Annotated in this window: 15 protein-coding genes and 1 CRISPR repeat array; of the genes, 3 read left to right on the forward strand and 12 right to left on the reverse strand. The window is 65.5% G+C overall.

The features are described from left to right. The first annotated feature begins 66 nt into the window (after positions 1 to 66). Positions 67 to 2,253 carry a prolyl oligopeptidase family serine peptidase gene (locus tag KAK06_RS12640; protein ID WP_210802471.1) on the forward strand — a complete coding sequence of 729 codons (2,187 nt, stop codon included), beginning with the start codon at positions 67 to 69 and terminating at the stop codon, positions 2,251 to 2,253. Between the two features lie 45 nt (positions 2,254 to 2,298). Further along, positions 2,299 to 3,063 carry a fumarylacetoacetate hydrolase family protein gene (locus KAK06_RS12645; protein ID WP_210802472.1) on the forward strand — a complete coding sequence of 255 codons (765 nt, stop codon included), beginning with the start codon at positions 2,299 to 2,301 and terminating at the stop codon, positions 3,061 to 3,063. Here KAK06_RS12645 and KAK06_RS12650 read toward each other — a convergent pair whose 3' ends face one another. The 5 genes from KAK06_RS12650 to KAK06_RS12670 are packed head-to-tail and all read right to left on the reverse strand — an operon-like array spanning position 3,064 to position 8,737. Beyond that, positions 3,064 to 4,074, reverse strand: coding sequence for a 2-dehydropantoate 2-reductase (locus KAK06_RS12650; protein ID WP_210802473.1), 1,011 nt, complete (start codon positions 4,072 to 4,074; stop codon positions 3,064 to 3,066). Positions 4,075 to 4,084: 10 nt separating this feature from the next. Beyond that, positions 4,085 to 5,596 (reverse strand): tripartite tricarboxylate transporter permease, encoded by a 1,512-nt coding sequence (locus KAK06_RS12655; protein WP_210802474.1) that lies wholly within the window; start codon positions 5,594 to 5,596, stop codon positions 4,085 to 4,087. Positions 5,597 to 5,605: 9 nt separating this feature from the next. Beyond that, positions 5,606 to 6,115, reverse strand: coding sequence for a tripartite tricarboxylate transporter TctB family protein (locus tag KAK06_RS12660; protein WP_210802475.1), 510 nt, complete (start codon positions 6,113 to 6,115; stop codon positions 5,606 to 5,608). 40 nt (positions 6,116 to 6,155) lie between these two features. Further along, positions 6,156 to 7,166 carry a Bug family tripartite tricarboxylate transporter substrate binding protein gene (locus KAK06_RS12665; RefSeq protein ID WP_210802476.1) on the reverse strand — a complete coding sequence of 337 codons (1,011 nt, stop codon included), beginning with the start codon at positions 7,164 to 7,166 and terminating at the stop codon, positions 6,156 to 6,158. Between the two features lie 47 nt (positions 7,167 to 7,213). Beyond that, complete coding sequence (locus KAK06_RS12670; RefSeq protein WP_210802477.1) at positions 7,214 to 8,737, reverse strand: acyl--CoA ligase; 1,524 nt, start codon at positions 8,735 to 8,737, stop codon at positions 7,214 to 7,216. A 510-nt stretch (positions 8,738 to 9,247) separates the two neighbouring features. Here KAK06_RS12670 and KAK06_RS12675 point away from each other — a divergent pair. After that, a complete protein-coding gene (locus KAK06_RS12675) occupies positions 9,248 to 9,580 on the forward strand; it encodes a type II toxin-antitoxin system Phd/YefM family antitoxin (protein WP_210802478.1) in 333 nt (110 codons plus the stop codon). Between the two features lie 178 nt (positions 9,581 to 9,758). Then, positions 9,759 to 16,209: a CRISPR direct-repeat array (repeat unit 28 nt; unit sequence TTTCTGAGCTGCCTGTGCGGCAGTGGAC). 129 nt (positions 16,210 to 16,338) lie between these two features. Here the strand turns inward: KAK06_RS12675 and cas6f are convergent. From cas6f to KAK06_RS12710, 7 genes are all read right to left on the reverse strand, one after another. Beyond that, positions 16,339 to 16,899 (reverse strand): type I-F CRISPR-associated endoribonuclease Cas6/Csy4, encoded by a 561-nt coding sequence (gene cas6f / locus KAK06_RS12680; RefSeq protein ID WP_210802479.1) that lies wholly within the window; start codon positions 16,897 to 16,899, stop codon positions 16,339 to 16,341. Positions 16,900 to 16,906: 7 nt separating this feature from the next. Then, positions 16,907 to 17,947, reverse strand: a complete 1,041-nt coding sequence (csy3, locus tag KAK06_RS12685) for a type I-F CRISPR-associated protein Csy3 (RefSeq protein ID WP_210802480.1) — start codon at positions 17,945 to 17,947, stop codon at positions 16,907 to 16,909. 18 nt (positions 17,948 to 17,965) lie between these two features. Then, complete coding sequence (gene csy2, locus KAK06_RS12690; protein WP_310741082.1) at positions 17,966 to 18,985, reverse strand: type I-F CRISPR-associated protein Csy2; 1,020 nt, start codon at positions 18,983 to 18,985, stop codon at positions 17,966 to 17,968. Then, positions 18,982 to 20,214, reverse strand: a complete 1,233-nt coding sequence (csy1, locus tag KAK06_RS12695) for a type I-F CRISPR-associated protein Csy1 (protein WP_310741085.1) — start codon at positions 20,212 to 20,214, stop codon at positions 18,982 to 18,984. The genes csy2 and csy1 overlap by 4 nt, the downstream gene beginning before the upstream one ends. Before the next feature lie 134 nt (positions 20,215 to 20,348). Further along, positions 20,349 to 23,765: a type I-F CRISPR-associated helicase Cas3f gene (gene cas3f / locus KAK06_RS12700; RefSeq protein ID WP_210802482.1), complete on the reverse strand. Its 3,417-nt coding sequence runs from the start codon at positions 23,763 to 23,765 to the stop codon at positions 20,349 to 20,351. Positions 23,766 to 23,767: 2 nt separating this feature from the next. Beyond that, positions 23,768 to 24,778: a type I-F CRISPR-associated endonuclease Cas1f gene (gene cas1f / locus KAK06_RS12705; RefSeq protein WP_210802483.1), complete on the reverse strand. Its 1,011-nt coding sequence runs from the start codon at positions 24,776 to 24,778 to the stop codon at positions 23,768 to 23,770. 177 nt (positions 24,779 to 24,955) lie between these two features. Further along, complete coding sequence (locus KAK06_RS12710) at positions 24,956 to 25,225, reverse strand: HTH domain-containing protein (protein ID WP_210802484.1); 270 nt, start codon at positions 25,223 to 25,225, stop codon at positions 24,956 to 24,958. Between the last annotated feature and the right edge of the window lie 19 nt (positions 25,226 to 25,244).

Genomic DNA, 25,244 nt, shown 5'->3' on the forward strand with positions numbered 1-25,244 from the left:
ATCGGCACGGGCCTTGTCCTAGCATCGTCGGCCGACCGGGCCACTGACCCGGCACAAGGGAGCCTCATGACATGCACTGCACTCTTCAGCCGCGCCGCGTGCTACACCCTGCTTCTGCTGGCCACCGGGAGCACCGTGGCTGACGCCCGCCCACCCGCCGCCCCCGTGCGCGACGTGGTGGACACCTACCACGGCGTGGCGGTGCACGACCCCTACCGCGACCTGGAGGATCTGAAGAACCCTGCCACCCAGGCCTGGCTGAAGGCGCAGAGCGAGTACGCCACCCAGACCCTGGCCGCCATCGCCGGCCGCGACGCCCTGGCCGCGCGCATCGCGGAGCTCACCCAGAGCGGCGGCGACGCCATCAGCGCCATGGTGCGTGTGCGCGGCGGCCGCGTGTTCTACCTCAAGCGCCCCGAGGGCAGCAGCCAGTTCAAGCTGATGGTGCGCGACCGCCTCAGCGGCGCCGAGCGCGTGCTGGTCGACCCCGACAGCATTGCCCGCCGCAAGGGCGGCGTGCCGCACGCCATCAACTACATGATGCCGTCCTGGGATGGCCGCCTGGTGGCCTACGGCCTGTCGGCCGCCGGCTCCGAGGACGCCTGGCTGCACGTCATCGACACCGACACCGCCCGCGAGCGCATCCGCCCGGTGCCGCGCGTACAAGAGGCCCTGGTCCACTGGACCCCCGACAGCCGCGCCCTCACCTACAACCAGCTGCGCCGCCTGCCGCCCTCTGCCGACCCCACCGAGTTCTACCTGGACAGCACGGTCTACCTGCAGCGCCTGGGCGAGGCCAAGCCGCAGCCCATCTTCGGCCGCCTGCTGCGCCACGACCTGGGCATCGACCGGCTGGACGTGGCCGGCGTGCAGTTCCAGGCCGGCAGCCGTTTCATGGTGGCCCGCACCACCGACACCACGGTGCCCGAGGGCCGCATCTTCGTGGCCCCGCTGTCCGACCTGGGCCGCCCGCGCGCGCGCTGGCGCGCCCTGGTCACCGCCGCTGACCAGGTCACCGACCTGGCGCTGGACGGCGACCGGCTCTACCTGCGCACCCGCAAGAACGCCCCGCGCGGCCGCTGGCTGGCGCTCGATCTGGCGCGCGGCGACACCCTGGCCGACGCCCGCACCGCCGTCACCGCGCCGGACCAGGGCGTGCTCCAGCGCCTGCTGCCGCGCCCCGACGGCCTGCTGGTGACCGTGAGCCAAGGCTTCTCGCAGCAACTGATGCGCGTGGGCGCCGACGGCACCGTGGCCGCACCCCTCACGCCCGGCCTGAGCGGCTACCACGAGGCCGTGACCGACCTGGGCCGCGCCGACGACATCTGGCTGCGCACCAGCGAATGGACCGCGCCGCCGCGCATCCTGCGCACCCAGGCCGACGGCCCGCCGCTGGACACCGGCCTGCTGCCCGCGCGCCTGCCCAAGGGCGCGCCCGCCCTGGTGGCGCGCGAGGTGATGGTGCCCAGCCACGACGGCGTGCAAGTGCCGCTGGCCATCGTCCACCGCGCCGACCTGGCCCTGGACGGCCAGCGCCCCACGCTGCTGGAGGGCTACGCCGCCTACGGCTTCTCCATCGAAGCCCACTACGGCCGCCGCAACCTGGCCTGGCTGGAAAAGGGCGGCGTGCTGGCCTTCGTCAACGCGCGCGGCAGCGGCGCCTTTGGCGACACCTGGCACCGCGCCGGCTTCAAGACCACCAAGCCCAACACCTGGAAGGACGGCATCGCCGCGGCGAAGTACCTGATCGGTCAGGGCATCACCCGCCCCGCCAAGCTGGCCATCAGCGGGGGCAGCGCCGGTGGCATCTTTGTGGGCCGCGCCACCACAGAGGCGCCCGAGCTGTTCGCGGCCGCCGTCTACGAGGTGGGCAGCCTTGACAACGTGCGCGCCGAGTTCACCGCCAACGGCATCACCAACATCTCGGAGTTCGGCACCGTCAAGGACCCGGCCGAGTTCAAGGCCCTGCTCGAGATGAGCACCTACCACCAGATCCGGGACGGCGTGGCCTACCCCGCGGTGCTGCTGATCCACGGCCTGAACGACCCGCGCGTGGAGGTGTGGAACAGCAGCAAGACCGCCGCCCGCCTGCAGGCCGCCAATCCGAACGGCAAGCCGGTGCTGCTGCGCCTGGACGCCCAGGCCGGCCACGGCATCGGCAGCACCGCCAACCAGTTCGACCAGCAGGTGGCCGACATGTTCAGCTTTCTGTGGTGGCAGATGGGCGAGGTGCAGGGGCCCGTGCTGCGCTGACCCCACCCCGCATTGAGACCCAGAGCCACCGCTGGAGAAGAACCGATGAAGTGGATGCGCGCCCGCCTGAACGGCCAGGAGCTATTTGGCACGCTCGATGGTGATGCCCTGCTGGTGTTTGAGGGCGAGCTGTTCGGCGAGCACCGCCCCACCGGCCAGCGCCTGCCGCTGACGGATCTGCAGTGGCTCACGCCCTGCCGGCCCGGCAAGATGCTGGCGCTGTGGAACAACTTCCGTGCGGCGGCCGAGAAGAACGGCTGGGCGGTGCCCGCCGAGCCGCTGTACTTTGTGAAGACGCCCAACAGCTATGCGGCGCATGGCCAGGCGATTGCTGCGCCGCCGCCCGAGGTGGGGCGCGTGGCCTATGAGGGCGAACTGGCGGTGGTGATCGGGCGCCGGGCGCGCGGCGTCACGGCGGAGCAGGCGCGCGAGCACATCTTCGGCTACGCCTGCGCCAATGACCTGACGGCGATCGAGCTGCTGCACCGCGACCCGGCCTTTGCGCAGTGGACGCGGGCCAAGGGCTTTGATGGCTTTGGGGTGTTCGGGCCGGTGATCGAGACCGACTTCGACGCTGCCAGCGCGTCGGTGCGCACGCTGGTGGGCGGGCGCGAGCGGCAGAACTACCCGCTGGCCGACATGATTTTTCCGCCGCACGAGCTGGTGGCCCGGCTGTCGCAGGACATGACGCTGGAGCCGGGCGACGTGATCCTGTGCGGCACCTCGCTGGGCGTGCTGCCGATGAAGCCGGGCACCGAGGTGGCGGTGGAGATCGACGGCATCGGCCGCCTGGTCAACACCTTTGGCTGATCAGCCCAGCGGCTGCAGCTGCAGGCGGCCACGCTGCGTGGCCAGCGACTGCGCCAGGAGGCGCGTGGTGGCGTAGATGGCCTCGATCGTGGGCGTGGGCGTGCCGGTGATGCGGCCCAGCTCCACCACCGAGCCCACCAGCGCCTCCAGCTCGAGCGCGCGGCCCTGCTCCACGTCTTGCAGCATCGAGGTCTTGTGTGCGCCCACCGCCTCGGCGCCGGCAATGCGCTGCTCCAACGAGATCTTGAAGCGCACGCCCAGCGCCTCGGCCACGGTTTGCGCCTCGCGCATCATCGCGGCGGCCAGCGCGCGCGTGGGCTCGAAGCGGCAGATCTGCTCCAGCGTGGCGTGGGTCAGCGCCGAGATCGGGTTGAAGCTCAGGTTGCCCCACAGCTTGATCCACAGCTCCGAGCGGATGTCGCGGCTGACCGGCGCCTTGAAGCCGGCGCGCATCAGCGCCTGCGACAGCGCCTCGATGCGCGGCGTGCGCTCGCCATCGAGCTCGCCCAGCGTGAAGCGGTTGCCCTCGATCACCCGCACCACGCCGGGCTCGACCAACTCGCTGGCCGGGTAGACCACGCTGCCGATCAGGCGCTCGCGCTCGATGTGGGTGTCGATCAGGCCGCCCGGATCCACACTCTCCAGCTGCCGGCCTTCATAGGCGCCACCCAGCTTGTGGAAGTACCACCAGGGGATGCCGTTGATCATCGTGACCACCATGGTCTGCGGACCGAACAGCGCGCGCAGATCGGGCAGCACGTCGCGCACCTGGTGGGCCTTGAGCGTCAGCAGCACCGCGTCCTGCGGGCCGGCCTCGGCCATCGATTGCACGGCCTTGGCGGTGGGGGCGTGTTCCTCGGTGCCGTCTTCCAGGATCAGGCGAAAGCCATTCGCGCGGATCGCCTCGAGGTTGCGGTTGCGGGCGATGAAGGTGACGTCCTCGCCGGCCATGGCCAGCTTGGCGCCCAGGTAGCCGCCGATCGCACCGGCGCCGACAACAGCGATCTTCATCTCAGGGTCCTCATGCCGCGGGGCGCAATTCTCGCCGCCGCAGCGTCTGCCGCGCAAAGCTCAGCAGCGGCCACACCAGCATCGCCAGCGCCAGCGCCACGATCGAGCCCACCAGGCCGTTGGACCAGAAGATGCCGAGGCTGCCCTGCGACAGCAGCATCGCCTGGCGAAAGCTGGCCTCGGCCATGTCGCCCAGCACCAGCGCCAGCACCAGCGGCGCCAGCGGGTACTTCAGCTTCTTGAAGAAGTAGCCCAGCACGCCAAACACCAGCATCAGCACCACGTCGAACATCGAGCTGTGCACGGTGTAGGCGCCGATGGCGCAGATCACGATGATCACCGGCGCGATCACCGAGAACGGAATGCGCAGCAGCGCCGCCCACCAGGGCACGGTGGTCAGCACCACCAGCAGGCCCACCAGGTTGCCCAGGTACATGCTGGCGATCAGGCCCCAGACAAAGTCCTTTTGCTCGACGAACAGCATCGGCCCGGGCTGCAGGCCCCAGATCAGCAGACCGCCCAGCAGCACCGCGGCGGTGGGCGAGCCGGGGATGCCCAGCGTCAGCATCGGCAGCAGCGCCGAGGTGCCGGCAGCGTGCGCGGCGGTCTCGGGCGCCACCACGCCCTCGATTGCGCCCTTGCCGAACTGCTGCGGGTTCTTAGAGAAGCGCTGCGCCACGCCATAGCCCATGAAGGACGCGGGTGTGGCGCCGCCCGGCGTGATGCCCATCCAGCAGCCGATGGCGGTGGAGCGCAGGAAGACCTTCCAGTGCTTGGCGATCTCGGCCCAGGTCTGCCACACCACCTTGGGGCTGATGCGCGCGCTCTTGCCCTTGAAGGCCAGGCCTTCTTCCATGGTCAGCAGGATCTCGCCAATGCCGAACAGGCCGATCACCGCGATCAGGAAGTCAAAGCCCTTGAGCAGCTCGGGCACGCCAAAGGTCATGCGCAGCTGGCCGGTCACCGTGTCCATGCCCACCGCGGCCAGCGCGAAGCCCAGCATCATCGCGGCGATGGTCTTCATCGGGGGCTCCTTGCTCATGCCCACGAAGCTGCAGAAGGTGAGCAACTGCACCGCAAAGAACTCGGCCGGTCCGAACTTCAGCGCAAACTTGGCCAGCCAGGGCGCCAGGAAGGTGATCAGCAGCACCGCAAAGAAGGCGCCCACAAAGGACGAGGTGAAGGCCGCGGTGAGCGCCTGCGCGGCGCGGCCCTGCTGGGCCATCGGGAAGCCATCAAAGGTGGTGGCCACCGACCAGGGCTCGCCCGGGATGTTGAACAGGATCGAGGTGATCGCCCCGCCGAACAGCGCACCCCAGTAGATGCAGCTCAGCATGATGATCGCCGAGGTCGGGTTCATGCTGAAGGTCAGCGGCAGCAGGATGGCCACGCCATTGGCGCCGCCCAGCCCCGGCAGCACGCCGATCAGCACGCCCAGCAGAATGCCCACCAGCATGTACAGCAGGTTGGGCCCGGTCATGGCGACCGCAAAGCCGCCCATCAGGTTGCTGAAGTCGTCCATGGCCGTGCCTCAGAAACCCAGCGCCGCCTCGAGCGGGCCCTTGGGCAGCAGCACGAGGAACCAGCGCTCGAAGAGCAGGAAGAAGGCGACAGGCACGCCGGCCGCCACCGCCACCGTGAGCGCCCAGCCGTAGCCGCCATGGCGCTTCATGAAGTAGGCGATCAGCAGCAACGAGGCCACATAGATGCCCAGCACCGCGATCAGCCCCACGTACAGCGCCATGGGCAGCAGCACCGCCAGCACCTGGCCCAGCTCGGTGCGGCGGGCGAACACCGGCTTGAGCGGGCTCCTGCCCATCAAGCCGCGCAGCATGGTCCAGGCGCTGGCGCCCATCAGCAGCAGGCCCACGTAGAACGGGAAGTAGCCTGAGCGCGGACCATCGTCGGCCCAGCCAATGCCCACGCGCAGGCTGTCGGTCACCACCAGCGCGCCCACGGCGAACAGGAGCGCGGCCACGCCGACCTCCGGCCCGCGGACGCCGACGACGCGTTCGCCGTCGGACTCCGTTGCGTCCGTCATCTTGTCTCCTCGGCCCGGCGCAGTGCCGGGCGGCTGGGGATCACTGGGCCAGGAAGCCCGCTTCCTTCATCAGCACCCGGTGCATCTGCTCGTTCTGGCCCAGCCAGTCGAAGAAGGCCTGGCCGCTGAGCGCGGTCTGGCGGAAGGCGCCCTTGTTCATGAACTCCTTCCACTCGGGCAGCGCACGCACCTTGGCAAACAGGTCCAGGTAGTACTTGGTCTGCTCGGGGGTGACGCCCGGCGGCATGAAGATGCCGCGCAGCATCACGTACTCCACCGGGATGCCGGCGCTGGCGCAGGGTGGCAGGTCGCCCCAGGACTGGGTGGCGGTGACCTTGTCGTTGTAGGGCAGCTTGTCCTTGTCGAACACGCACAGCGCGCGCAGCTTGCCGGCGCGCCAGTGCGACTCGGCCTCAATCGGGTTGTTCACCGTGGAGTCGATGTGCTTGCCCACCAGCTGCACCGCCACGTCGCCGCCGCCCTTGAAGGGCACGTAGGTCATCTTCTTGCCGGCGGCCTTTTCCATCATCACGGTGATGATCTGGTCTTCCTGCTTCGAGCCGGTGCCGCCCATCTTGAACTGGTTGGGCGTGCCAGCCTTGAGCGCGTCGAAGTAGGCCTTGGCGGTCTTGTGCGGCGACTCCTCGTTGACCCACAGCACGAACTGGTCGAGGGCCAGCATCTGCACCGGCGTCAGGTCGCGCCAGTTGAAGGGCACGCCGGTGGCCAGCGGGGTGGTGAACAGGTTGGACAGCGTGATGACGATCTTGTGCGGGTTGCCCTTGTCGTTCTTCACATCCAGAAAGCCCTCGGCGCCCGCGCCGCCGGACTTGTTGACGACCACGATGGGCTGCGTGGTGAGCTTGTTCTTGGCGGCCACGCCCTGGATGAAGCGCGCCATCTGGTCGGCGCCGCCCCCGGTGCCCGCCGGCACCACGAACTCAATCGGCTTGCTGGGCTCCCAGGCGGACGCCGCCAGGCTGATGCACGCACCCGCCAGCGCCACCGCGCCGGCCTGCCACCGCTTCAAGGTCTGTCGTGTCGTCTTCATGGAACCTCTCTCAAGTAGGAGAACGAATCCGGGGGAAGCAAGAGCGCTCAGCCCAGGCCAAGCTTGGCGGCCAGGCCGATGCGTTGCAGCTTGCCGGTGGCGCCCTTGGGGATCTCGGCCATGAACAGCACCTTCTTGGGCACCTTGAAATCGGCCGCGCGGCTGGCCACGAAGGCCTGCAAGTCACGCTCGGTGGCTTCGTGGCCCTCGCGCAGCACCACCACCGCGGCCACCTCTTCGCCCAGCTTGGGGTGCGGCATGCCAAAGCACACCACCTGCGCCACGGCGGGGTGGTCCATCAGGATCTCGTCCACCTCGCGCGGGCTGATCTTCTCGCCGCCGCGGTTGATGATTTCCTTCAGCCGGCCGGTGATCGACACATAGCCGTCGGCGTCCATCACGCCCTGGTCGCCGGTGCGGAACCAGCCGCCCACAAAGGCCTCGGCATTGGCGGTGGGGTTGCTCTCGTAGCCGGCAGTGACGTTGGGGCCGCGGATGACGATCTCGCCGGTCTGGCCGGCGGCCAGCAGCGTGCCGTCCTGGGCCATGATGGCCACCTCGGGGCCGCCCGCCGGGCCCACTGTGCCCGGCTTGCGCACTGCGGGCGGCAGCGGGTTGGAGCACATCTGGTGGGTGGCCTCGGTCATGCCGTAGGCCTCGATCAGCGGCGCCTTGAACACGTCTTCCAGCTCGCGGATCACCTGCGGCGGGATCGACGACGAGGACGAGCGCAGGAAGCGCAGCGGATGCCGCGCGATCACGTCGGCGTTCTTCGACGCGCGGCCCAGGATGGCCTGGTGCATCGTGGGCACGGCGGTGTACCAGGTGGGCTTGGCCTCGTCCATCCAGCCAAAGAACTTAAGCGCATTGAAGCCCGGCGTGCAGAACACCTGCGAGCCCGCCGACAGCGGCGCCAGCACGCCGGCGATCAGGCCGTGGATGTGGAACAGCGGCATGATGTTCAGGCCGCAGTCCTGCGCCGTGAACTGCAGCGTGCGCGCGATGTGCACCGCCGACGCCGCCAGGTTGCCCTGCGACAGCGGCACGATCTTGGGCCGCGAGGTGGTGCCCGAGGTGTGCAGCACCATCGAGATGTCCTCGGGCTGGGCATAGCCGCCGTTGGCGCTGGCTGCGGCGGCGCGGGCCTCGCGCGGCTCCAGTGTGAACAGGCCCGCGGGCTGGGCGGGGTCGCTGATCATGTCCAGCACCGGCACGCCCAGCTTGACGGCCACCTCCACCGCGGGCGAGGTGCTGCCGCGCGCCACGATCAGCGCCTTGGCGTTCAGGTCGGACAGGTAGAACTCGAACTCGTCGGCGCGGTAGGCCGGGTTCAGCGGCGCGCTGGCCACGCCGCTGGCGCAGGCGATGAAGCACGTAGCCATCTCCGGGCCGTTGTCCAGCACGATGGCCACGCGGTCATTGCGGCCCAAGCCCAGTGCGTTCAGACGCGCCAGCGTGGCATCAATCAGACGGCGCAGGCCGCCATGGCTCAGCGCGGGGCGCCCGGGCGCGGACACCGCGGTGGCAGTTTCGGCGCCTTGCGCCAGCAGGTCCTTCAGCGTGCGGGACATGGGACTCCTCGAATCACGACAAGCCACCCCTCGCCGGCAACGCGCGTCGGCCACGGAAAGAGAAGCGGGGGTGCAGGGGGGACGCCGGCAGCCCTGCCCGGCTGATGGCCGGGCCGACAGGCGGGTCCTGATGCAGACCCAGACCGCAGGCGAATTCTTTATAAGGGCAAGAGGGGGGTGTCACAAATCAGGGTCTTTCCCCGGAGACGACGGCATCCCCCCTGATCGAGTTTCCGTTACTTACGGCTGGGGTTGTTATTTGCGGCCTGACACCAGGCCAGGGGATTTCACCTGGAGCCACGGAACGCAGTGGCTCAGGCAGGCAAAGTGCGGCCAGGAAAGTCGCGGGGAAGTTGGGACTGTTGTCCAGCGACAGCAGAATTGGCCGACTACCGGCCGGCGTTTGGTGGCCGACGGTGGACTCGGTCCAGCAGCTGGCACACGCCTTCGGCCAAGGGTCTTGTGTCTGGGAGTGGTGCGACCAGAGCATGGGGCGTGGCGGCGTCTGGCATGAGTGGCCACAGTGGCGCATTCGATGGACACCTGTTTGAGGACCGTCATGGACTATGTGACCGCGCGCGAACGCGCGCGCAATCAGCCGATATCTGGCAGCGGCTGGAAGCGGGTGAGGAGTTCGTGATCACGCGCAACGGCAAGCCGTTCGCGCTGCTGCTTCACACCGAACCGGAGGCCTTGGAAAAGCAGTTGCGGGCAATACGCCTGAGCCGCATGGGCGACCAGGTGAGGGCGATCCAGGCTAGCGCCGCAGCCAGCGGAGCCAGCCAACTGACCGAAGAGGAAATCCAGGCCGAGATCGATGAGGTTAGGCGGGAACGCCGCTAGAACACGGCGCCGGTGATTGATGTGACGCCTGCGCGCTGAGGTGACGCGCGCAGTCGCTGATACCAACGAGCTGGTGTCCGGAAGATTGGTTCGGTCCGGCCTCCGCGGCCAGTCATGGTTATCGTGGCGATCATCCGGCTGTGCCTGGCGCTGTGCCTGGGCGAGAAATGCGCGAAGCTTTATGAGATGCCTGTGCGGCAGTGGACGAGCCGAAACCGCCGGGCAGCTACTGGGCGATTTTCTGAGCTGCCTGTGCGGCAGTGGACATGGCGGCTGACGCCATGGGCACCTTCCTGCATTTCTGAGCTGCCTGTGCGGCAGTGGACGTGATCTCGCGGCCGTTCAGCGTGATGCGGTATTTCTGAGCTGCCTGTGCGGCAGTGGACTATCAGCGCTGGCGCATGGCGCTGGGCCTGGTTTTCTGAGCTGCCTGTGCGGCAGTGGACAAAAGCGGCGTCCTGCCGCGCGATAAGTTCTATTTCTGAGCTGCCTGTGCGGCAGTGGACGCGGTCGAGCACACATGCCCAGCGCGGTCGGTTTTCTGAGCTGCCTGTGCGGCAGTGGACCACGCGCATCACGCAGGTGCGCATGGCGTTCATTTCTGAGCTGCCTGTGCGGCAGTGGACATGGCTGCCGCGCAGTTCCAACTGCTGCAAGATTTCTGAGCTGCCTGTGCGGCAGTGGACGGTGGCGACGGATCGCAGTTGGGCGGTGGTCATTTTCTGAGCTGCCTGTGCGGCAGTGGACTAGGTCGTCCCATGATGCCTTCCCCCGGCGACTTTCTGAGCTGCCTGTGCGGCAGTGGACTTGCGCGCCAGCTTCTCGGGGTCGTCGTCGCCTTTCTGGGCTGCCTGTGCGGCAGTGGACTCGGTGGGGCGGCTCATGCTGCGGCCCCTTGCGTTTCTGAGCTGCCTGTGCGGCAGTGGACCGGGCAACCTGCAGCGCCTGCTGGACGGCGAGTTTCTGAGCTGCCTGTGCGGCAGTGGACGCCGCGTTGGTCGGCGGTGCGCTGCGCTGCCTTTTCTGAGCTGCCTGTGCGGCAGTGGACAACTTGCGATACAGGAACATCGCGCCCCAGACTTTCTGAGCTGCCTGTGCGGCAGTGGACGCGATCGATGCCACGATCACCCCGCGCAGCATTTTCTGAGCTGCCTGTGCGGCAGTGGACGGCTCTCTGGCCTCGTTTCGTCGTGTGCTCAATTTCTGAACTGCCTGTGCGGCAGTGGACGCGATGCGCGACGTGCCGAGAGGAGGGGAAAATTTCTGAGCTGCCTGTGCGGCAGTGGACGGCTGGACCTTGCCCCGCATGTCGGTCGGGATTTTCTGAGCTGCCTGTGCGGCAGTGGACATCGTCGTGCGTGATGCCGTGGTTCGCTTCACTTTCTGAGCTGCCTGTGCGGCAGTGGACGACACCACCGCCCGCGGCGACAAGCGCGCCGATTTCTGAGCTGCCTGTGCGGCAGTGGACGCGCTACCCGAGCCCGAGCGTGCCGCCCTGCTTTTCTGAGCTGCCTGTGCGGCAGTGGACGCCGGCGCCCTGCAAGGCTCCATCACCGGCATTTTCTGAGCTGCCTGTGCGGCAGTGGACGGTGTCGGTGACCCAGCTGTAGGTGGACCACATTTCTGAGCTGCCTGTGCGGCAGTGGACGAGGTTGGATCGGGCGAGCAGATCGCGGAGCTTTTCTGAGCTGCCTGTGCGGCAGTGGACGCCCAGATCAGCCAGACCAATGCGCAGCTGCTTTTCTGAGCTGCCTGTGCGGCAGTGGACGACAGCGCTTGGCGGTCCGGTGATCTTCTCTTTTTCTGAGCTGCCTGTGCGGCAGTGGACTTCAGCGCACTGGGTGGGGTGGCAGGCGGCATTTTCTGAGCTGCCTGTGCGGCAGTGGACATGCCGTTGACCACCGTGGGGCTGGTGTAGATTTTCTGAGCTGCCTGTGCGGCAGTGGACCCCAGGCGGCCCAGCTCGCCCTCCTGGCCCACTTTCTGAGCTGCCTGTGCGGCAGTGGACGGCCGCACCCCGAACCACCACACAAAGCCGGTTTTCTGAGCTGCCTGTGCGGCAGTGGACGAGGGCTACCACGTCAACCCCGAGACGGGCGATTTCTGAGCTGCCTGTGCGGCAGTGGACAAGGGCTTCTTCCAGGCCTTCCGAGACACGCTTTTCTGAGCTGCCTGTGCGGCAGTGGACCTGGCCGATGAAGATGCGGCCATCGGCCATGTTTTCTGAGCTGCCTGTGCGGCAGTGGACGCGCCAAGATGGCCACCGCGATCATCATGCACTTTCTGAGCTGCCTGTGCGGCAGTGGACAGCTGGCCATCAAAACCGGCCGCATGCCGCCTTTTCTGAGCTGCCTGTGCGGCAGTGGACGAGAAATCCAAGGCGGGCACTGCGACTGGGGATTTCTGAGCTGCCTGTGCGGCAGTGGACTGGGCGTGCAGGCGTATCTGAACGGTCGCCACTTTCTGAGCTGCCTGTGCGGCAGTGGACGGCCTGGCGCACATGGTCAACCTGGACACGCTTTTCTGAGCTGCCTGTGCGGCAGTGGACCCAGCAACGTCAATGGGCTGAGGGCACGCAGCTTTCTGAGCTGCCTGTGCGGCAGTGGACGTTTGCCGCAGGGTGCGCGCATGTACGGCGTTTTTCTGAGCTGCCTGTGCGGCAGTGGACCCGGGGCTGATCAGGGCGCACTGCTCGCCCACTTTCTGAGCTGCCTGTGCGGCAGTGGACTTCTGGGCGGGCAGGATGCGGCCGGCCTTCACTTTCTGAGCTGCCTGTGCGGCAGTGGACGACCCTGCCGGCGCCGGCCGGCGCGCGCCGATTTTCTGAGCTGCCTGTGCGGCAGTGGACCGCTCGAAGCGCCGTACTGCCAGATCGTCCTCTTTCTGAGCTGCCTGTGCGGCAGTGGACTGCTTTCCTTTGCTCGTGAGAGCGTTTCGCTATTTCTGAGCTGCCTGTGCGGCAGTGGACATCACCAGACAGACCTCCCCCTACCCCATGTATTTCTGAGCTGCCTGTGCGGCAGTGGACTCGACCGTTGCCCACACGATCAGCACCGCGGCTTTCTGAGCTGCCTGTGCGGCAGTGGACTGACATTGGGGGCGACCACCTGCCAGGGATTTTTTCTGAGCTGCCTGTGCGGCAGTGGACGTGGTCACGCAGACTGCCACGGTTTCGGGCGATTTCTGAGCTGCCTGTGCGGCAGTGGACGGGCCGCCTTACCTCGGGCGCGCCATTGCTTTTTTCTGAGCTGCCTGTGCGGCAGTGGACACCGACTACGTGGGCGTGCGCGACCTGGTGCATTTCTGAGCTGCCTGTGCGGCAGTGGACGAGGTGAACCAAAAGTTTGCCGACACCGGCGATTTCTGAGCTGCCTGTGCGGCAGTGGACGCCGCGTTGACGGCGCGGTAGGCGTCCCAGTATTTCTGAGCTGCCTGTGCGGCAGTGGACGACCCCAGGCGCTTGCCGGCCCTGCGTTGATCTTTCTGAGCTGCCTGTGCGGCAGTGGACACACCAAGCGTCTGACCGAAGCACCCCACAGATTTCTGAGCTGCCTGTGCGGCAGTGGACCAGGTAGCGCGGGGGCAGCTCGGTGCTGATGTTTTCTGAGCTGCCTGTGCGGCAGTGGACGTGATTTACCGGACGCTTTGCGCAGTTCATCTTTTCTGAGCTGCCTGTGCGGCAGTGGACGCGGGATTGGGGCCCATGGGGCGGCCTCCAGATTTCTGAGCTGCCTGTGCGGCAGTGGACATCCATCGGAAGGGCATCGACGGTTTCTCGCTTTTCTGAGCTGCCTGTGCGGCAGTGGACTTCCGTGTGCAGGCCTTCCTGGCCGCGGGCCATTTCTGAGCTGCCTGTGCGGCAGTGGACGGCACACCGGCGTAGCCGACTTCCATGCGCTTTTTCTGAGCTGCCTGTGCGGCAGTGGACGTGGTCGTCGTGGCCGTTTCAACGCGGGTGGATTTTCTGAGCTGCCTGTGCGGCAGTGGACGACGTGCTGCGGATGTGGCAGGGCCGGAAGATTTTCTGAGCTGCCTGTGCGGCAGTGGACGGCACGATCGAACAAGGTCTTCTGCTGCCCAATTTCTGAGCTGCCTGTGCGGCAGTGGACGTGCCGTTGTTGCTCGTGTGCTGGTCGCGCTCTTTCTGAGCTGCCTGTGCGGCAGTGGACGCGTATGGCCTCCAGCGCCACCACAAAGGTGTTTTCTGAGCTGCCTGTGCGGCAGTGGACTGAGCGAGCAAAACCTACAAGGCGTCTACCGATTTCTGAGCTGCCTGTGCGGTAGTGGACATTTTCAGTTGGCAGAAACGCGCGCTTGACCTTTTCTGAGCTGCCTGTGCGGCAGTGGACCTCAACCGCCTTGTTGTCGCGCCACTCTTCAGTTTCTGAGCTGCCTGTGCGGCAGTGGACACGGACCATTCGGGAAACGCCGCGGCCCGGTATTTCTGAGCTGCCTGTGCGGCAGTGGACAGCGTGTCAGCCTGGGCCTTCTCCCCTCGGGCTTTCTGAGCTGCCTGTGCGGCAGTGGACGGAGCGCGATGATAGGCGTTATTGCGTCATATTTTCTGAGCTGCCTGTGCGGCAGTGGACTTGACCGGTGACCTGCTCAGCCGCATCCTGCATTTCTGAGCTGCCTGTGCGGCAGTGGACATCTGCTGGGCAGTGGGGCCCCACAGCTCGCTTTTCTGAGCTGCCTGTGCGGCAGTGGACGGGCTGGCGTTCTATGTGCTGCGCGCCGCGTTTTTCTGAGCTGCCTGTGCGGCAGTGGACCTGCTGGCGCAGCGGCTCCGCTGGCACCATGTTTTCTGAGCTGCCTGTGCGGCAGTGGACTTCGTAGATGCGACATCGAATCCCCTAGTGCTTTTCTGAGCTGCCTGTGCGGCAGTGGACTGGCAGGCCCTTCTTCAGCCAGTACGAGACGTTTTCTGAGCTGCCTGTGCGGCAGTGGACCGTGAGGCCACCAACCGCGAGCGTCCCAGTGATTTCTGAGCTGCCTGTGCGGCAGTGGACGCCAGGGTGAACGACAGGCCACCGGCCGAGAATTTCTGAGCTGCCTGTGCGGCAGTGGACTACGACACGGATGAGAAGGAAGCGCTGGACAATTTCTGAGCTGCCTGTGCGGCAGTGGACGCTGAAGGAGGCCCAGGCCACCGCGGCCGAGTTTTCTGAGCTGCCTGTGCGGCAGTGGACTTTTCAAGGCCGCCCTACAGGCCAAGCAGCACTTTCTGAGCTGCCTGTGCGGCAGTGGACGCTGCGTGGCTCCTATGCGCCAGCACTGAGCATTTCTGAGCTGCCTGTGCGGCAGTGGACACTCGATCCCGGAAGCTGATTGGACTTACACCTTTCTGAGCTGCCTGTGCGGCAGTGGACTTCGTCCTCTTCAACGACGGCAACGCCTACCTTTTCTGAGCTGCCTGTGCGGCAGTGGACGTTCTTGACGATCAGGTAGCCGCCGTCGGTCATTTCTGAGCTGCCTGTGCGGCAGTGGACCGTGTTCTACCTGGCCACCACCGGCTTTGTGTTTTCTGAGCTGCCTGTGCGGCAGTGGACGAGGTGGTCGCCGGCGTCGGCGTAGGCGTTGATTTCTGAGCTGCCTGTGCGGCAGTGGACTTGGTCGCCGGTCGCGCTGGCCGCGCCTTGGTTTTCTGAGCTGCCTGTGCGGCAGTGGACTCGGCCGGGGTGGCTGGCGCGCTGGGCACGGTTTTCTGAGCTGCCTGTGCGGCAGTGGACTTGATGTATCGCGAGGGGTGCAGGCCGTCACTTTTCTGAGCTGCCTGTGCGGCAGTGGACGAGAACATCGAGCGCCGCGACGCGGCTTGATATTTCTGAGCTGCCTGTGCGGCAGTGGACGCGCGGTCGGCGTTGGCCGTGTTGGTGCGGCTTTTCTGAGCTGCCTGTGCGGCAGTGGACGCTGCACGTTGTCCCGTCTCGGGATCGCATGTTTTCTGAGCTGCCTGTGCGGCAGTGGACCCGGAACAGGCCCGCCAGCATGTTGCGCTTGATTTCTGAGCTGCCTGTGCGGCAGTGGACACGGTGAGCGCGTCACGCACGCCAGCCCCGCTTTTCTGAGCTGCCTGTGCGGCAGTGGACATGGCTAGCCGGGTGATGGCTAGCCGGGTGATTTTCTGAGCTGCCTGTGCGGCAGTGGACGGGAAAAAGAATCCACTCCGACTAGTCCAGGTTTTCTGAGCTGCCTGTGCGGCAGTGGACGTCACGCTCATCATCCACCCGGATGACAGCAATTTCTGAGCTGCCTGTGCGGCAGTGGACAGCACCGTGCGCTACTCCGTGGGCCCCGACCTTTTCTGAGCTGCCTGTGCGGCAGTGGACTTCTCGGCCTGCTGGGTGTGGTGCTCCCGGCTTTTCTGAGCTGCCTGTGCGGCAGTGGACGGTTGCGTTGATTTTCTCGGCCTGCTGGGTGTTTTCTGAGCTGCCTGTGCGGCAGTGGACTCCTGGCAGGGCTTGGGGGCAGCGTTGGGCATTTTCTGAGCTGCCTGTGCGGCAGTGGACACGAACTGTTCGGCGACTTTCGGAGCCTCAACTTTCTGAGCTGCCTGTGCGGCAGTGGACTTACCCGCGTACCAACCAGTAACCACGCCGTTTTTCTGAGCTGCCTGTGCGGCAGTGGACTAGGCGTCTGAGGCGCCAAGCACCTGTCAGTGCTCACGTTTCCTGGCGGACAGGCTCGCACACCAAAGACTGGGATCCTTGCGCAAGTGCTTGTTTCCCAAGCACTTGCCAGGCAACGCGTAAAAAGGGTCAAAACCAAGGGACGGTCGCAGTGGTGCTCAACCCGTAGGCATTGAACTCGCCGCTAGCCTGCGGGCAAGGCGCACCCAGCCGAAGGAAGAACTTGAACCGTTGTCCTGTACTGGCACTGGACAAGCGCAAGTAGGGGAGTTTCAAGGTCTCAGCACAGCTGTCGGGCACCCGCTGCAGTGCCTCTTCATGGCTCAGGTTGTGTCGTCGCATTTGACGTCGCCGAAGCCGCTCAGCACTGCTTTTGGCCTGGACTCGGCGCAGTGTGCGTTGAACAGCTTCCGCGGGCACCGGGGCCATGCCTCGCACGTCGGCATGGTCACGCATGCCTTTGAGCCAATCGTGCTCCATGAGCCGCGTCAATTCGACGGCAGGCCCCAGAAGCCGCAGGGTTGGTCCCAGGGTGACAGGGGACTCCGAGTAGCCGGGGAAGCTCACGGCAATCTGCCGGCTCTGCACCAGTGCCAGCCAGCGGTGCAGCTTGGTAAAGAGAGCGGCCATCAACTGATGCTCTGCGAATTCTGGGTCCGGCCGCAGATGTATGTCGATGTAGTGATGCATTGTCGACTCACTCCTTGCTTGCGTCGCCGAATACGCCGCCGCGAATCAGCGTGGCCATGACGAAATGCTGCTGTTCCACTGATGGCACTTTGTCCTTGAGAAGCCAGCTGTCCAACAGGTTGTAGAAGTCCAGCTTGTCGGTCGGCTTTCGACAGGCCTTGCCTAGCGTGGTCACCGAGCCGTAGGGCTCTACGGCAATGGGTCCCAACTCGGCCACATCGGGGTGCCAGGTGTCGATGGTGCGCAGGGCGTTGCCGAGCTTTTGAGAGTGGATGCCTGCCACGCCCTGGACGTGGTAAAGCGTCTTGCTCTTCTTGCTGTTGCCCTTGTCCAGAATGAGTTCCTGCGAGGGATAGACTTCCTGCGCAGCACCAACTCGGGCATAGGCCGTGATTTGCAGCAGCACGTGGCTGCTGCCGGCCAGGCCTTGAGCGATCAGCGCAGCCAAGGCGCCCAGTTCCGATTCTGTGGTTGCCGGCGCCGAGAAATCGCGCAGTGGCAGGCTCAGAGCGTCGAACACCCAGGTTCGGGCCGCTTGGCCTTGCGCCAGGTGAACAACGTGAACCTCTACCTGCTCGGCGCCCACTCGGTTGCGCCAGAGGAAACGTGCATTGGCCAGATTGTGGGCGTAGCGCCGGGCAAGTTCGGTGAAGCCCTGTGCCTCCACGTAGCCCTTCACCGTGCTCAGCAACTTGGTCTGGTAGTCGGCGTTGTTGCAGGCGGATGGGAAGCCCATGCCGGCCAGCACGCGTAGCGTGAAGCTGACCTTCAGCGTATCCGCGTCGGCGGGCAGGGCTGCCACGTCCACGGTTTGCAGGTTGGGGTTTTCAATGGCGGCATCTAGCTTGGCTGGATCCTGATCCTTGGTTTTGAGCCGATTGGAGATCGTGCCCCGAACGGACTTCTCATTGATCTTGACCGGGGCCCAGCCTGCACTGTTGCTTCGGCTGTCCCAAGTGCCGGCGAAGAACTGCGCGTCGGAGGGGTCCAGCTTGCGCTCGAAGGCGAGCACAGAAGCGGTCTTGAGAGTGATTTCCTTGGTTGCCATGGTGATCTCCCTGGGTGTTCAGATGGGGGTGGCCGATGTGGCCGAGGTATCGATGAAGCAGCGGTACAGCCCGTGGTCGTTGGGCTGTTCCGAACGGTGGTCGTGGCCGCTTTGCCAAATGAGGTCGTTGAGGCGCCGCAAGCGATGAGGGCTGATCCACTGTCCGATGGACCAGATGGTTTCGACGAATCGGAAAGGCACGGCCATGTCGCGCGCGCCTGCTACGCTGCCCGCTGGCAGCAGCGGTGACAGCGCGGCAAAGCCAACCGGTATGGGCACGATCCAGCCCGGACGAGGGTCGGTCTGCCAGGCCGTGTGGCTGTCCGGCTGGTCCTCGGCATCAGCGGCTGAGCGCTCAACCGGCCGACTGGTCCATCGGGCCAAGTCCAGCCAGGCATCCAGCGTGCTGGCTTGGGGACTTCGGGCACGCAGCTCGACCAGTTGTTGATCCAATAGATCGTCGCGTGCAATGAGCGCAAAGCCCGGCACCAAACGCCGTGCCAACCGGCGGAACTGCTGGTGTTGCTCCTCTGAGTCGTCGGGGACCAAAGCCAGCAAGGGCCGTGTCGGACGCCGTTTGCTGGAGGCCAAAGGCGGCATGACGCTGCCCCCTGCCAGGCGCATGTCGGCCAAGGTTCTTGCAACGTGCTCCGCCAGGGTGTCACGCGCGGCGTCGTTGAGCAGCCCATCCGCCAGCCTCACCTCGAACACCAGACTGATGTCCAGGTGAACGCGGCCTTCCTCCACGATGGCTGCGGTGCTGCCATCCTGCAGCACGGGGTTGCGGGTGAGGTGAAAGGCCCGTGTATAGCCATCCGTTGTCACCTGCGCCTCGAAGCCATGGCACACCACGCCTACGCCCAGCAGGTTGATGCCGGCTTGCGGGCCCAATCGGCGCTCCAGTGCAGTCATCAGGCCGGTAAAGGCGGTGATGGCCGGGAAGCCCCAGGTGAGCGGGCTGGAGATGGCATTGGCGTTTTGCACCCGGATGTGCGGCAGCAGCAAAAGACCGCGATGTGGCAGATTGGTTTGGCTCACAGCACACCCTCCCGCTCCATGGCCTTGAACAGTTCGCGGGCCTGCGCGCGCCAGTGCAAATACTCGGGGTCCCCTAGGGGCAGCGGGTCACGCAGCTCGTGGTTGAGCCAGTTGGCGAAGTCCTGTGCCAGCGCGTCGATCAGATCAGGCACCGGGTCGGTCCCGCCATCAGGATCCAGCCAGACGCGATGAGTGGCTGGCAGCTCGCATCGCGGGTCTGTCGACCAACCTGGTTCCAAGGTCTGCTGCTCAGCGGTGAACAGCATCAGCTCTTCCAGGAGAGCCTCCACCCACTCATCGCGTTGGGTGCGGGTGGCCTGATTGCTCGCAGGATCGCCTTCCAGGAAGCGGCGCAGCAGTAGCGTCAGTCGGCGCACTTCTGGCCGGTGGCGATAGACCTTGAACAGTGAGGCCGTGCCCAACACGGGGCGGACCTCTGCTGAACGCCACACCGGCGGCAGCGAGGCCAGCAGCAGGTTGTCGCCCCGCCGCTCGCTGTTCAGCTGACTGATGTTCTGCGGTTTGGTGCCACCCAGCTTCTGAATGGCCAGGTGCGGGTACTCCCGCACCGGTCGCTCGTGCCAACGCTCCGCCTTCCGGGCCTCGCGGGCGGACTTGGCTTCTTCGCTGAAGCGGTCGTCTTGCAGCGTCTGGTAGACGCGATGGACCAGAGAAGTGGGATACAGCGGGGCCAGCAAGTGGTAGCCCGTGTCGTCGTGCGGATCATCGCCCACCGGCCAGTAGAGCTGCTTGGCCAGCGGATGCGAGGACGGATGTGGGCAACGTGGCACATCGATGCTCGCCAGCTTGAAGGCAACCTTGGTTGCACCCTCCGCCGAATTGCTGAGGGCGGCGACAGCGTCAGCGTCACCCTCCTTTAGCCATGCCAGGACGCTCTGTCCGTCGACAGGAACCGACAGTAGACGGAATAGTTCGTAGACCAACTTGTTAAAGGCGCCATTGCCGGTAGCGTCTCTATCTACGTAGGTACCCAGGACATGCGATCCCACCCAGGGCAGTTCGGGCAGACCAGCGCAGTCTACGTTCAGGTTGGTTGCATTCCGAACCTTCGTATCGGGATGAACCGCCTTCAAGATGTGTGTGGCGATCTGAATCTGATCAACGCATTCCGCGCCCTTTTCCAGAAGGGACTGGAGCTGATAGAAATCTTGCTGCTTCTTTCGCTCCTTGTCGGCAGCTGCATCTGTTCCAGTGATCTTCAACAGCACGTTGTTCAAGCGTGTTGTGATGTGCGCTTGCAGTGCGGCTCGGATCGACGCGGATCGCATAGGGTCTGGTGGTGACATTCAGTTCTCCCTGAAAGTTGAGGTCGGGTGGTGCGTTTGAATAGTCCGTGTGTGCTTCACCTCCGTTTCGCAAAGCCCAGCGCTGGGTGGTAGCGCCAGCCTTCCTCCTGCTGGTCGCCTGGCACGGCGACCGTTCCAAATCGCTTGGCGCAAGAATCGAGAGGCAGGTCCAACGCCAGGGCCAAATCGGCCAATGCGCCAAGATAGTCGGTGGTGCCCCAAACCTCCATGCGGTCACCGCGCACGGCATCGTCCGGCACACGGTGGTGCAGGGAGCGATCGATGGGCACGTAGAGGTTCTGACCCCGCTTGGGGCCCTCGATCACGCGGTGCAGCAGGACATCGTCTCCGTCCTCGTCTGGCAGCAGCACCAAGGTCACGTCTGGCGGCGACGGCTCCTGGCGGAAGGGCTGGGCGCGCTGCAGCACCGCGGTGAGCGTGGCGTCTTGCGGGGCGGCATGCCACCAGGTACTGGCATTGAGCTCGAGTGCTGGCGGCGTTGTTGCCGCCTGGCTGCGGGCACGGCTCATCAGCCCTCCAGCGGGCGTGTGCGCTGGTGCGACGCTGGGCAGCATGTGCTTGTGCAGCCGGGCATGCTCCAAGTCGACCAGGCGCTGCTGGGCTTGTAGCACCGGTGGCGGCACGATACGGGGACGGGCGTCGATGGCAGCCAGTTCCTCAGGGCGCAGCAGAGCGTGCAGATCGTGGGTGCTCAGGTGGAACGCGGGCCCGTCCGTCTCGAAACCGGGGCGACGGAAGGCCGCACGTCCAGGTTCGCGGAAGTGACGCAGGTTGTGGTCGAAGACCAGCAGATTGGGGCTTTCCACCGCCCCGCGCCGGTGCCGACGAACGCGGCCGGCCAGTTGGATCAGGGAGCGCATGGAGGAGGGCTCCACCAAGGCCCAGTCGTAGTCATGGTCCCGACCCACTTCAGTCACGGGCGAGCCGAGCACGATGAAGAGCTGATCGAGCTCGGGCGCTGTATCCAGCCGCTGGCGAATGTCCGACAGCGAGAACACGGCCGATGGGTCATGTCGGTTCAGAGTGCGGTCGAGCTGCTGCTCAATCGCCGAACGGATCAATAGTGGGTGGCGGGAGTGGTAAACACATAGGTGGACTCGGCAGCCAGGTGGCACCGGTTGGCGGAACAGGGCCAGGGCCACTTCGAACAGCGGTTCGATATTGGCCATGCGGACGAGGCCGAAGCTGACGCGGTGGCCGCTGACGGGATCCACGCTGTGATGCTGCTGGTGCAGGCTCGCCGCGGCGGCCAGCATGGCCGGCGCCCAGACGGCAGCCAGGGTGGCGATGTCCTTGGCCCCTGGTTGGGGCGGCTTGGGCGCTGACAGCAGCGCTGCGCGGCGCCGCGGCTGAGCCGCCAGCCTGGCCAGTTCGGTGTGGCGCTGTTGGGCAAACTGAGCGTGGGCGCGGCCGAAGCTGGCGGGATCAGGGCAGTCCTGCGCTTGTTGGTTGAACTCATCCACCCATGCACAACAGACCACAGGTGGGATGTCGGCGCCCCCCGGGTGGGCGCCGCAGTTGCGCTGAAAGTGGTGGCGACCGTTCCGGTAGGCCTCGAACAGACCCTGGATGAGGGCCGGCGGCAAGGTGGCCGAAGACAGCAGCACTCGTGCGCCCAGCAGTCCGGCCCAATGCACGAGCCGCGTGAGTGCGGGTAGATCGGCCAGATCAAAGTCGTCGGGCTCGTCCAGCACAAGGTCTCCACTCATCAGGCGCAACATGGGGGCGATCTGTCGGCCTCCACGTTGGCTCTCGGTGGCTGGGGTGAGGTGATCGATGGTGCACACGAGCAGTGGCGCCAACAGCAGCTTGCTGACTTCAGGGTCAGCCACAGCACGGCGCAGCAGGGGGTGCTGGTCGGTCGCACCTTCGAACAGCACGTGGCTGTCCTCCTCCAGGAGCGCCTGCCCGGAGGCCGACCCTCGCGCCTCGGCCAAGCCCTCGAAAAACTCGAACAAGGCGCGGTTTGCCGAGCCACCCACGCGGATGGCCAGGTCGTCATCTCCCAGTCCGAGCATGGCGCGGAACGACTGACCCGTCTGCAAGGTCAGCGTTCGCAAGCCCAAAGCAAAGGCACAGCGCAGGCCTTGGGTGGGATCGGCCAGTGCATACATGATGCGGGCATTGGCCAGCGTCTTGCCACATCCGGTGGAGGCCATGTTGACGAGAAAGGCGCCGTGCTGTTGGGCACGTTCACGCAAAGCGGCAGCCAGTTCGGCCGACTTGTCCTGCCAGCGAAAGCGTTCGTCGCGCGTGCGCTGTCTGAGCCCTTTGTGGGCGCCCAGGCGAGGCAGGTGCGTGGCCAGTCGGGGCAGGAAGCGCGCCACTTCCGAGCCGTGCTGGGCCACGCCCAGCAGATGCTCGTCGAGTCGCTGGTTCGGGCGGCCACCCTCCAGGGTGTTGGCCCATAAGGGGTGGTCAGCGTCGCCTTTCACTCGCTCGGCGCTGTCGCCCTGCAAGCGGGAATAGTGGTGATCGGCCAACATCAGGCTGAGCCGGCTCAGGTGCATCACGAACGGGTTGTTCAGCAGGCTATCTGCAGCGGGCTCTCCAGGCTGACGGGCTCGCCAGTCGGCTAGGCGCCCTGCGATGCGGCTGGCTCGACGGCGCCAGGCTGCGCTGCTGACGGGCAGGCCCTGCGGGAAGTGCCAGTAGGGCGCGAAGGCGGCCGGTTCGGCCTGATCAAACGCCTGTTCATTCCAGTCTGGTTGCACTTGGGTGAGCAGACCTCGCAGGCGTGACATCTGAAATCTGTCGTTCTCCTCCCTGCTTTTGGGCAAGGCCGGCAGCCGGTGATGGGTGACAACGAGCCAGCCCAGTGCCGACGCCAGTGGCGCGTTCTGCAGCGTCTTGAAGGGCGAATCGAAGTGACCCCGGAGCCCGTCGCAACGCAGCTCCCGTCGCCATCGAGCATCGTCTTCGGCACTGGGACAGGCCAGCCGCCCCAGCCAAGTGGCGTCGTCGTCACTGCCGACAAAGGCCTCCAGCAGGCGAAGCGAGACCCACTCATGCCGGATCAGATTGCGGCCCTCCAACTGGCCGCACAGGCGCGCCTGGAAAGCTTCGGTGGCCTTGCCCAGGTCGTGCATCAGGCCCGCCATGTCGGCCAGTAGCCGAATCAGCTCACCGCTGTGCAATTGATTCTCATCGGCACTGCGAAGCACATTGCGTCGAGTGGTATTGGTGGGCACCGCCCCTTGTTCGTTGAATCGGCGCCGGTCACCCACCACCCACAACAATTCCGAGTGATCGATGCCCCGGATCCAGTGACAGGCCACGGCAGTGTTCTTGCGGGCGGTCTTGCGCAGCAAGCGACGCAAGGTGTCCAGGCCGTCCTGGGTGATGGGTGTTTGCCAGGTGCGGTCACCGCGACGCTCAGCGAACTGGTCCAGGATGCGACGGGTTTCGGTCAGAGCACGCTTGTCGCACTGGGAGATCAGCAGGACGTTCATGCCTAGGCGCCTTCGTCGGCGACCGGGTTGACGGGGTCCTGAGCCCGCCGACCAAAGGTCTCTGCAGTCGCCTTGACCGTGTCGATCATGAAGTCGAGTGCTTCACTTCGGGTGAGGGTTTCGATGCAGGTCTGCCGGAACTCCTGCTCACTGTGACCTTGCATCGCCGAGACGAAGGCCTGCGGCAAGATGACCGCATCCTTGATCAGATCCGCCACGTCGAAGACCAGTCCCCCACGCCGCGTCTTGCCGTGCAACACGGCCAGCCCATGGGGGAGACCCAGTACCCAGGTGGCAGTGGCGCCCAGACCGTAGGCCAGGTAGTTGCCGTGGTCCAGAAACCTGTTGGCCGCGTCGGTGCTGTCACCACGCTTGGCGCGTGTGAACTCGCCGTAGCCAGTGGCCAGGCTCGCCAGGCGATAGAGCTGTTTGCTCATCCGAGCTTCCTCGGTGAGCAGTGTCATGGTGTCTTGTGCTGCTGCGATGCCGGGGAGCGCGGCCTGAATGGCGGCAGCCAAGGCGTCGAGGTCGGGCTTGAATCGCTGTTGGCGCAAGGTCTTGCTCCCCGCCCAATGTTGTTGCAGACGCATTAGCCGCGCCCTCTGGAATGCCTTGGCCGCGCCAAGCCGCAATGCGTCGTCAAACCAGAAACGGACCCAATGCTGCAGGTACTCTGTCGGCCGGTACTCGCTCTGGGGTGACACCCAGGCCACTTCCAGGGACGAATCTGTAGCGGCGAACAGTGGTGTTCCGCCACCGCCACAAAAACCTAGCATCACCCCTGCCTTGGCCAGTTCGCGCATTGCTGCCTGCGTGACTGATGTACCGGTACCTAGCAGTACGGTGGTCGTGTTGGCGATTGGAATATTCCAGTACGCCGATCCCTTACCCTGCTCGGTGATGTATTCGACCCGCCCGCCGTTGACGAGAAGCCGACAGTGCTCCAGGTAGTAGATGTTGGCCCGTTTGGAGTGCAGGATGCATTTCAAATCGCCGGCCATGAGCGAGTCCATGATTGACTCCCAAATCCTTTCGTTGTCTTCAGGTTAGGTGCCCACTGGCTCATGGCGTGATCTGGATGGATTTACAGGTGCGTGTACTTCAACGTGCATTGCGCAGGGCCTCGCGCTCCGCATCGGTGGGTTAGTGCGGTCTGCGAGGTCCGCTGTGGTAACGCGCACGCTTCACGGTCACTGGGGCCAGTGGAGCCCAATCCGCCGCGCTCTATAGGGGTGACAGAAGCCAGCCGCCCGTCGTGATGGCGATGCGCATGTGCAGTGGCGCTTGAAATCGGCGAGGTTCCATTCGATCGGCGCGTTCATCCGGTGGCGCAGCGCGTGGATGTCGCGGTTGATCGTGGAGCGAGACACCTCCAGCAGGGTGTGCAGTTGCGCGGGCGTGACGCATCGCCCTGCGTCCAGCAGATGCCGGATCTTGTACAGCCGCTCGTGCTGACCCACCGCCTTGTTCTCCCTGGCG

The sequence above is a fragment of the Ideonella aquatica genome, from assembly GCF_018069755.1.
Classification (GTDB): Bacteria; Pseudomonadota; Gammaproteobacteria; order Burkholderiales; family Burkholderiaceae_C; genus Ideonella; species Ideonella aquatica.

Bases quoted from the DNA above. Each gene is read 5' to 3' on its own strand.
- KAK06_RS12640 (WP_210802471.1), top strand. From the start codon at position 67: ATGACATGCACTGCACTCTTCAGCCGCGCCGCGTGCTACACCCTGCTT.
- KAK06_RS12645 (WP_210802472.1), top strand. From the start codon at position 2,299: ATGAAGTGGATGCGCGCCCGCCTGAACGGCCAGGAGCTATTTGGCACG.
- KAK06_RS12650 (WP_210802473.1), bottom strand. From the start codon at position 4,074: ATGAAGATCGCTGTTGTCGGCGCCGGTGCGATCGGCGGCTACCTGGGC.
- KAK06_RS12655 (WP_210802474.1), bottom strand. From the start codon at position 5,596: ATGGACGACTTCAGCAACCTGATGGGCGGCTTTGCGGTCGCCATGACC.
- KAK06_RS12660 (WP_210802475.1), bottom strand. From the start codon at position 6,115: ATGACGGACGCAACGGAGTCCGACGGCGAACGCGTCGTCGGCGTCCGC.
- KAK06_RS12665 (WP_210802476.1), bottom strand. From the start codon at position 7,166: ATGAAGACGACACGACAGACCTTGAAGCGGTGGCAGGCCGGCGCGGTG.
- KAK06_RS12670 (WP_210802477.1), bottom strand. From the start codon at position 8,737: ATGTCCCGCACGCTGAAGGACCTGCTGGCGCAAGGCGCCGAAACTGCC.
- KAK06_RS12675 (WP_210802478.1), top strand. From the start codon at position 9,248: ATGAGTGGCCACAGTGGCGCATTCGATGGACACCTGTTTGAGGACCGT.
- cas6f (WP_210802479.1), bottom strand. From the start codon at position 16,899: ATGCATCACTACATCGACATACATCTGCGGCCGGACCCAGAATTCGCA.
- csy3 (WP_210802480.1), bottom strand. From the start codon at position 17,947: ATGGCAACCAAGGAAATCACTCTCAAGACCGCTTCTGTGCTCGCCTTC.
- cas3f (WP_210802482.1), bottom strand. From the start codon at position 23,765: ATGAACGTCCTGCTGATCTCCCAGTGCGACAAGCGTGCTCTGACCGAA.
- cas1f (WP_210802483.1), bottom strand. From the start codon at position 24,778: ATGGACTCGCTCATGGCCGGCGATTTGAAATGCATCCTGCACTCCAAA.